Origin of the sequence: Nitratidesulfovibrio sp. 1201_IL3209, from assembly GCF_036763125.1 — a bacterium.
Taxonomy (GTDB): domain Bacteria; phylum Desulfobacterota; class Desulfovibrionia; order Desulfovibrionales; family Desulfovibrionaceae; genus Cupidesulfovibrio.
This window is the reverse complement of record NZ_JBAIYT010000055.1, coordinates 1-8,795: the sequence shown is the minus strand read 5'-3', so window position 1 is coordinate 8,795 and position 8,795 is coordinate 1. Positions and strand designations below refer to the sequence as shown.

At 60.8% G+C, this 8,795-nt stretch carries 7 protein-coding genes and 1 tRNA gene; 7 read left to right on the top strand and 1 reads right to left on the bottom strand.

The window, feature by feature from the left end; translation table 11 throughout:
• Positions 1-535: 535 nt before the first annotated feature.
• The 3 genes from V6B97_RS16705 to V6B97_RS16695 are packed head-to-tail and all read left to right on the top strand — an operon-like array spanning position 536 to position 4,012.
• A complete protein-coding gene (locus tag V6B97_RS16705; RefSeq protein WP_333507657.1) occupies positions 536-2,233 on the top strand; it encodes a recombinase family protein in 1,698 nt (565 codons plus the stop codon).
• Position 2,234: 1 nt separating this feature from the next.
• Positions 2,235-3,122 carry a plasmid partitioning protein RepB C-terminal domain-containing protein gene (locus V6B97_RS16700; RefSeq protein ID WP_333507656.1) on the top strand — a complete coding sequence of 296 codons (888 nt, stop codon included), beginning with the start codon at positions 2,235-2,237 and terminating at the stop codon, positions 3,120-3,122.
• Positions 3,119-4,012: a plasmid partitioning protein RepB C-terminal domain-containing protein gene (locus V6B97_RS16695; RefSeq protein WP_333507655.1), complete on the top strand. Its 894-nt coding sequence runs from the start codon at positions 3,119-3,121 to the stop codon at positions 4,010-4,012. Before V6B97_RS16700 ends, V6B97_RS16695 begins: the two co-directional genes overlap by 4 nt.
• Positions 4,013-4,064: 52 nt before the next feature.
• Here V6B97_RS16695 and V6B97_RS16690 read toward each other — a convergent pair whose 3' ends face one another.
• Complete coding sequence (locus V6B97_RS16690) at positions 4,065-4,466, bottom strand: DUF302 domain-containing protein (protein WP_333507654.1); 402 nt, start codon at positions 4,464-4,466, stop codon at positions 4,065-4,067.
• A 344-nt stretch (positions 4,467-4,810) separates the two neighbouring features.
• On the opposite strand from V6B97_RS16690, the gene V6B97_RS16685 reads away from it, so the two are divergent.
• From V6B97_RS16685 to V6B97_RS16670, 4 genes are all read left to right on the top strand, one after another.
• Positions 4,811-4,885, top strand: a tRNA-Gly gene (locus V6B97_RS16685).
• Between the two features lie 243 nt (positions 4,886-5,128).
• On the top strand, positions 5,129-5,752 hold the full coding sequence (locus V6B97_RS16680; protein ID WP_333507653.1) for a GNAT family N-acetyltransferase: 624 nt from the start codon (positions 5,129-5,131) through the stop codon (positions 5,750-5,752).
• A gap of 225 nt (positions 5,753-5,977) precedes the next feature.
• Positions 5,978-6,799, top strand: a complete 822-nt coding sequence (locus V6B97_RS16675; RefSeq protein WP_333507652.1) for a class I SAM-dependent methyltransferase — start codon at positions 5,978-5,980, stop codon at positions 6,797-6,799.
• Positions 6,800-6,886: 87 nt separating this feature from the next.
• Positions 6,887-8,641 carry a YcaO-like family protein gene (locus V6B97_RS16670; RefSeq protein WP_333507651.1) on the top strand — a complete coding sequence of 585 codons (1,755 nt, stop codon included), beginning with the start codon at positions 6,887-6,889 and terminating at the stop codon, positions 8,639-8,641.
• Positions 8,642-8,795 lie beyond the last annotated feature (154 nt).

Sequence of the window (8,795 nt, the reverse complement as noted above, 5' to 3'; positions counted from 1 at the left end):
GGCCCAACGTCAGTAAATCGTTAGCTTCCACGGCTCCTTCCCTCCTGGGCAAAGGGAAAGGCTACGATGCGTCAGGAAGGAGAGTCAAGAAAGCTGATTTCCACGTCTCGCGTCGAGGAACCAAAAGACGAGAATCCTTATAGCAAAAGGACTTGAAGAAAATTCTTCGAGTCCTTTTTGTATTTTCCAACGTTATCGAGTCTCAATGGGGTCTAATTTGAAGTTGCAACCACCTTCTCAACTTCGCACTTACTAAAAATTATGTTGCGTCCCTGCCTAAATCCTTTGCTATCCCAGTCATTCAAGCTAGTATGACTGCATTTTCTCCTTTTTGTAGCTTGCATATGTGTTTCGCATCGAATTAACGAATTCCAGAATAATGTCGTACTCGCTCATTAACAGCAACAAGTCCAATGCTGTCATGCCTGTATTTCTGTAATACCAATTCCTTACACGTTCAGTTGAAATGACAAGTTCTTGTGACACCTGCTTTGACGTCATTTCCTGATCTCGTATCATTCCGACAAGATATTCAGTGAGTAGTTTATTCCCCATCCTGTTTGTGTGGCAGATCTGCCACAAGTTATTTATGGACATGCATTTCCCCTTTGTTAAGAGTATGTTTCTGAAATATTCTCAGTCACAGCAGGGGGATACCAGCAAAATGCTGCATACAAAAACTACATATCCAATTGAAAAGATAAAAAAATTGCGCCTGAAAGGCGCTATGTATATTCGCATGTCCACAGAATTGCAGACGGAATCCCCGGAAAATCAAAAACGGGAAATACAGGCTTTCGCTGATGCCCATGGGATTGAAATCGTAAAAATATACACAGATCTCGGCGTGAGCGGCATGAAGGCTGAAGGACGAAGTCAGTTTCAGGCCATGCTTGATGATGTCGAATTCGGCCGTAATGAGTACAGCATCGTACTATACTTAGATGACAGCCGTTGGGGTCGTTTTGTCGATAGCGGGGAGGCAGAGTATTACCGCATGCGGCTGAAACTCAAAGGAGTTGTTTGCCAAGCCTGCGATAAGCCCCTGACTATGACCGCCACGTTCGCGGATCGTCTTATAACAATGGTAAAGGATGAGAGCGCCAGTGATTATTGCCGCCAGCTCTCACAAAAAGTGTTTATCGGGCAACGCAACTTGGTTTTGAAAGGATACAGGCAAGGCGGACCCGCTGGATTCGGCCTGCGTCGCATGCTTGTGGATGAAACAGGTAATCCCAAACAGGAACTGGCAATAGGGCAACGCAAAAGCCTTCAGACGGAGCGCGTTGTTTTGGTTCCCGGTTCGGAAGCGGAACAAAACACGATACGCTGGATGTACGACCAATTTATTGCCGGGATGAGGGAAGCGGATATCGCGGATGTGCTCAATACGGAAGGCTGCCTGACGGGTTTTGGTAGGCCGTGGACGAGGGGCACGGTCAGGGAAGTTTTGACCAATGAAAAGTACATCGGCAACAATCTCTTCAACCGCAGGTCCGGCAAGCTGAAAAGCAGGCCAAAGGCGAATCCGGAAACCGAATGGGTACGAAAAGTCGGCGCTTTTACGCCGGTAATTGATGCAGAACGCTTTTATACCGTTCAGGGGATCATCCGGGAAAGGCATAAAAGGGTAACCGACGCCGAATTGCTGGAGCGCCTCAAATCTTTGCAGTCTCAAACCGGCCGCTTATCCGCCATGATCATTGACGAGTCAGAGAGCATGCCGCCAAGCAGCCTTTATCGTAACCGATTTGGCGGACTGCTGCGGGCATATACCCTGATTGGATACCTTCCGGAACGGGATTACCGGTATGTGGAGATCAACCAAAGACTCAGGGCCTTGCACGGCGACATTGTGTCCCAAACCGTGTCGGACATAGAAAGCCTTTGCGGACGAAAAATTTTTATCGATTCGGGAACAGGCTTGTTGGAATTAAACCACCATCTGCTTCTGTCCATCGTAATCAGCAGGTGCTTCCTTACCCCTTCCGGAATGCGGCGCTGGAAAATCCGTTTTGATACCGGTCTCCATCCAGATATCACGGTAGCGGTCCGCATGGACGCCGCAAATGAGGCCATACATGACTATTACATCTTGCCCGCACTGGAGTTTGGGGGCAACGCGTTGAAGCTGCATGATGAAAACGTCGGTTTTCTGGACAGCTTTCGCGCCGACAGCCTGGAGTATCTTTTGAGAATGAGCATAAACATCAGTCTCGACAAGGCGGTGTAACATGGAACCCAATGAAGTCGTTCTTATTCCCGTCAATGAAATCCATATCCTGAACCCACGGGTACGCAACCGTAACATCGCTGAAGAAATCCGTCGCAATATCCGTAATGTTGGATTGAAGCGCCCCATCACCGTAACCTTGAGCACAGACCCCAAAACCGGAAAAAAGTATGACCTCGTCTGCGGACAAGGACGGCTGGAAGCCTTCATTGACGCCAATGAAACGGATATTCCCGCCATCATAATAGAAGCGGACAAGGAAGGCGCCCATATTATGAGTCTGGTGGAAAATATAGCCCGCCGGAATAACAGTCCCATGGAACTGCTCCACGGCATCAAATACTTGAAGAGCCAGGGGGATGGCGATGCTGAAATAGCCCAGAAAACCGGCCTCAGCCGGGAGTGGGTGCGGGGCATAGGCAAGTTGCTGGAAACCGGAGAAGAACGTCTGATCAGCGCGGTGGAAAAGGGGCGTATGCCGCTGTCTCTTGCCCTGAAAATTGCCATTGAAGACGATGCCGCCATACAGGCGGCGTTGACGGAAGCCTACGAGACAGGCCAGTTAAGCGGCGGCAAACTGATTGCCGTACAGCGCCTGCTCGACCGGCGCAAACATTACGGGAAACACTACGGAAAAAAAATGCCTGCTCCATCGAGGAAAAAGTCGGGCCTGTCCACCGATGAACTGATTGCAACCTATAAAAACGCCATCAAGAACAAAAAACGTCTGATTACTAAAGCCGACAACCTGAAACAGATGTTGGCGTATTCAACGGCAGCTCTCAATAAGCTGCTGCGCGACGAACATTTCACTAACCAGTTGAAAGCCGAAGGAGTGAACGACATTCCCAGGCAACTGGCTGAGCTGCTCGGCGAGGTATGTTCATGAGTGCCGCAATCAAGCAAGGCTTTGAGCGAAAGCTTGCGACTTTGCCCATCGCTGATTTGCGTCTCACTAAAACCCTGTCCACCCACGTCAAGCAGGGCCGGAAATATTCGCAAATACTTTCCTCCATCCGTGAAGTTGGTCTTATTGAGCCGCCGGTTGTGGCGCTGTGCAGTCAGGGAAGCGAATACATTCTCCTGGATGGGCATCTACGAATTCTGGCACTTGAAGAATTGGGTGAAAAAGACGTGAACTGCCTGGTTTCTGTGGATAACGAAGGATACACATACAACAAGTTCATCAACAGGCTCTCGGCCGTTCAAGAGCACAAAATGATCGTAAAGGCACTCAATAGCGGGGTCTCGGAGGAAAAGCTCGCCGCGTCTTTGAGTCTCGATATAAAATCCATCCGCCACAAGAAAGGCCTGCTGGACGGCGTGTGCAAGGAAGCCGTTGATCTGCTGAAAGACAAAATCATGTCGGAAAATGTATTCCGGGTATTGAAGAAAATGAAGCCCATGCGACAAATCAAGGTCGCCATGCTCATGAATGACCAAAACCGCTACAGTGATGTCTATGCCAGGGTTTTGCTAGAAGGAACTCCGGCGAACCAGCTTGTGGCCGACGCGAAGAAGAAAAAACTTTCACCAGCCGCTGTGGAAAAACGCATACGCCTGGAAGAGGAAAGCATCGCTCTGGGCGAGGATATCCGTGCCCTGAATGATTCCTATGGAAGGGACATGCTCAACCTGGACATCATCAGATCATATCTGAAACGGATGCTGAGCAATCAAAATATTGCCGGCTATCTGAAAAAACACCATCCGGAAATTCATGACAAGTTTTCTGAAATCAGCGGAATGGATTTTTTCACTATGAAAAATACGAGTTGAGCACTCCGGAATTTGGCGGCAACAATGCCTTGCCGCATAATCTCTTTCCGGCCTACCGCCGTACCCTGTCCGCCAGCCCGGCCATGAATGCGGACACCTTGCCCACCGGGGCGAAGCCAGGATCGATGCCGTGGCGCGCGGCCAGCACTTCCGGCCGGGCATAGGACAGCATGGTGACGCCCCCGGCCTCGCGCACCAGCATGCGCAGCGGCAGGTCGAGGGCGATGGACGGTGCTTCGAGCATCAGCAGCGTCCCCACGGCGGGGTTGCCGAAGGTCACCACCCGCGTGGCCGGCATGCGCAGCCCCGCCCCTTCCGCGTTGGCCGCATGGTCCACGGCGCAGAACACGGGCACGCCCATGCCGTCCAGAGCCCCCAGCAAACGCTCCCACACCTCGGGGACGGTCCCCTGGCAGGCCACGTGAACCTGCCCGTCATCCCTCGTGCTTTCCATGTTTTTCCTCCTTTGGCGGCAGTGCATGACGGTTCGCCACGACATGGCGGCGGCGGAGCCCGCGCCGCCACCGTTCCGGCCACCCGGCATGCCCGCCACCCTACACCGTTTTTACGCCCGCGTCGAAACGGCACACAACGCAGCAACGCGGCACGGCAAGTTCCGGTCGCCCCCCTCCTCCCCCCCGGCCCCCGGTCCCAGGGTCGCGAGGATACCCGTTCCGCGCAAACTTTTCCGCGCGGGCATGTTGACAACCCCCCGCCAAAAAGGGTAGCTCTCCCTCCGCACGAGGGAACGGCGGCTCCGCCTCGCTCCGCGTGCCGCCCCCATGCCTGCGCAAGAGGGCGGGAGTAACTCAGTGGTAGAGTGCAACCTTGCCAAGGTTGAAGTCGCGGGTTCAAATCCCGTCTCCCGCTCCAAAATTTCGCCCGATGGGCACGAAAGGCCGCCGCAAGGCGGCCTTCGTCGTTTCCGGCGACGGGAAAAGCGGGGATGGGCGGGGTGGGTGGCGCCCGCTCCGGCCCGCACGATCCGCCAACGGGCCTTCAGGGGGCAGGCACCGGCCCGCCCCCGCGCGCGGCTGCCACGGCCCGGCAAAACGGTTGCTCACCGGCCTTCCCCGGCATATGCCGGAAGCATCACCCCCAGCCGCAGGACACGCCATGCCCCGCCTTGCCATCCGCCTCGCCACCCCAGACGACGCCGCCGCCGTCACCGCCGTGTTCCACGCGGCCATCCACGGCAAGGCGGCGCGCAGCTACGACGCGGAGCAACTGGCGGCGTGGTGCGCAGGCCGTACCGAGGCCCAGTTCCGGCGGGAGCTTGAGCTGGGCATGAACCCGTTCCTGGTGGCCGAGGCGGCGGCCCCCGGCGGCCCGCCAGCCCCCCCGGTCGACGGGGCCATGTCATCCGTCCCTGCGCCAGTACCTGCCGTGGTCGGCTTCGGCGCGCTGCGCGGCGACGAGGTGGCCTACCTGTACGCCGCGCCGCAAGCCCCGCCCGGCACCGGGCACGCGCTGCTGCGCGCACTGGAGCGCCATGCCGTGGAACAGGGCTGGCCGGAACTGCGCCTGACCGCCTCGCTCAACGCCCTGGATTTCTACAAGGACCACGGCTACCATGAACTGCGCCGGGACATCCGGACCATGTCCGTGGACGGCGGCTTCGTGCGGCTGGTGGCCATAGAGGCCAGAAAGCGCCTCGTGGAGAAGGCCGCGCGCAAACGGTCCGTGGTCGATGACGTCCAACCGGCGCAGGGCGCCGAAGAGGCCGCCCTTGCCGAATGACCCGCCGCGAGCCCGCTGCCTCCCCCGCGTCCCCCGCTCGATTTTCCCCCGGCCCCATGCCCCGCCCGGCGCGAAGCGCGTGCTTACCCCCGCCTCGCTTGCGCTGCCCGCCCGGTTGAGGCATGAACTCCGGACGCGCCGCCCCCTTCCGGTGCGTTCCCCGGCGACCGGCTTGCCGCAGCCACCAACTCGCGCGGGCTCACATCGGCTTAATAAGGACAGACCATGACCGAACAACCGGGCGCCCCGGCCTCCCATATCACAGACACCACGGATTCCACCGCCACGGACACCGCGCACGCCGCCGAACTGGAACGCCTGCTGGCCAAGGCGCGCGAACGCTACGAGGTGGAATTCGAAACCCTCACCGTGGACGACGCGCCGCTGGAAATCCTGCAAATCCGCAACATGGTGGGGCACCTCGACCGGCTCATCGCCGCCAACGCCATCAAGGACCCGCTGCGCGACCTGCCCCTGTGGGCCAAGATATGGCCCGCCTCGTTCCTGCTGGGGCGCTTTCTGCGCAAGCTGGACCCGGCGGGCAAGAGCCTGCTGGAAATCGGCGCGGGCTGCGGCGTCACCGGGCTCATCGCCGCGCGCTACGGCTTTGCCCGCGTGACCATTACCGACGTGAACGACGACGCCCTGCTCTTCGCGCGCATCAACGTGCTGCGCAACGGCCTGGCCGACCGGGTGGAGGTGCGCCGCTGCGACATCACCGCCGCCCGCCTCGCCGACCGCTACGACGTCGTCGCCGGGGCCGAAATCCTGTACCTGGAAGACCTGCACCGCCCACTGGCCAAGTTCCTGGCCCGCCACGTGGCCCCCGGCGGACAGGCCATGCTGTGCACCGACAAGCGCCGCAAGGCCGCGCACTTCCTGAAGCTGGCCGGGCGCGACTTCGACGTGGCCGAGCAGCCCGTGGGCGTGAAATCCACCGGCGACGACGGGCAGGAGGAACGCCGCCTGTTCCTGGTGCACCGGCTCACCCCCAAGCGGTCGGGCGCGGCCCCCGGCTCGCCCGCCGCCCCCGTCACCACCGCATAGGCCCCGCGCACCCCGCGCGGCCTCGCGCCGCCCCATCCCGCCAACGACGGCCCGCACCCGCAACCTCGACCCTTCACGGACCATCGCATGATCAAGCTCTCCCCCTGCCCCAAGGGCTATACCCGGGACCAGGACAAGGCCACCTCGCCGGCGGAGACCGTGCGTCGCGTGCGCCGGCGCCTTGCCAGCCTCGACGTGGACATCCTTGCCGAAACCCGCCGCGTGGACGTGGACCGGCTGGGCATTCCCGTGTTCCTCAGCATGTGCGGGGCCGACGCCCGGCGCGTCATGCCCACCCGCAAGCAGATGGGCAAGGGCGCGTCCGTGGAGCAGGCCGAGGCATCGGCCCTGATGGAACTGATGGAGCGCTACAGCTTCTTCACCTTCTGGCGCGACATGCCCGGCATGGTCGAGGCCACCTGGAGCGAGGCGCGGGCCCGCTTCGGCGACGCCCTGCTGCCCGTGCAGGAAATCGCCAAATCGGTGCACGACCCCATCGCGCCCGAAGACGCCGTGCGCGCCCTGGACCTGATCCGCTGGAAGTTCTTCCCGGCCACCGTCATCCCGCGCGAGGGCAGCGAAGGCCGCGAGGTGTGGCTGCCCCTCGACTGGTTCAAGAAGCTGGGCGAATTCAACGGCTCGTCCGCCGGCAACACCGAGGAGGAATCCATCCTCCAGGGCGCGTGCGAACTGGTGGAGCGCCACGTGTGCTGCGTCATCGACGAGACCATGCCCGAACTGCCCACCATCGACATTTCCCCCGAGGGCTCCGGTGACGACGCCGTGCTGCGCGACCTGCTGGACCGCTTCGCCCGGCACGGCGTGCAGGTGGTGCTGAAGGACTTTTCCCTGGACCTGCCCGTGCCCACCGTTGGCGCCGTGGCCTGGGACCCGGCCACCTTCCCGGCCCGCTCGGAAATCGTGTACACCGCCGGCACCGCCGCCACCCCGGTCAAGGCCGCCGTGCGCGCCCTGACCGAAATCGCCCAGCTCGCGGGCGACTTCATCACCGGGGCCTGCTACGAGGCCTCCGGCCTGCCCAAGTACGAACGGCTGGAAGACATCGAATGGCTGCGGCGCGGCCCCGTGGTGCCCCTGTCCTCGCTGCCCACGGTGGAATCCGGCGACATCCTGCGCGAGCTCACCACCCTTTCCGACGGCCTCGCCCGGCAGGGCTACACTCTGTTGTCCATCTCCACCAAAAACCCCGACGCGGGCGTGTCCACCCACTACAACATCGTGCCGGGGTTCCGCTTCCGCGAGCGGGACAAGAACGCCTCCATCGGCCTGTTCGTGGGCCGCATCCTGAGCGAGGAGGCCGACGCGGAAACCGCCCGGCGCGGCCTTGAAGTACTTTCGGAACTCTACCCCGGCGCGCACTTCGTCCCGTTCTTCCGGGGCATGCTGGCCCTGCGCGGCGAAGCCATGGACGAGGCGCGCCACTGGTTCGAACGCAGCGAACCCCTGCAACCCGACGCCGACTCGCGCGGCCTTGCCGCCTTCTACGGGGCCTACGTGCACACCCTGGCCCAGGACTGGGCCGCCGCCCTGCCCGGACTGGACCGCGCCGTGGCCGCCTGCCCGGAAATGAAGGAATACTTCAACCTGCGCGGCGTGTGCCACTTCAAGCTGGGCGACTACCAACAGGCCGCCGCCAACTTCGAACACGTGCTGCGCCTCGACAAGGGCTCGGTCATCGACCTCGCCAACCTGGGCCTGTGCCACAAGTTCCTCGGCGACGCCGACACCGCCGCCCACCTGCTGGAAGCCGCCCTGGAAATCGACCCCTCCCTCGACTTCGCCCGCACCCATCTCAACGAACTGCGGACGCATCAGGAATAACAGGCAAGAAGGAATACGAAGAGCGAATCGGGGGGGGGGGGGGGGGGGGGGGGGGGGGGGGGGGGGGGGGGGGGGGGGGGGGGGGGGGGGGGGGGGGGGGGGGGGGGGGGGGGGGGGGGGGGGGGGGGGGGGGGGGGGGGGGGGGGGGGGGGGG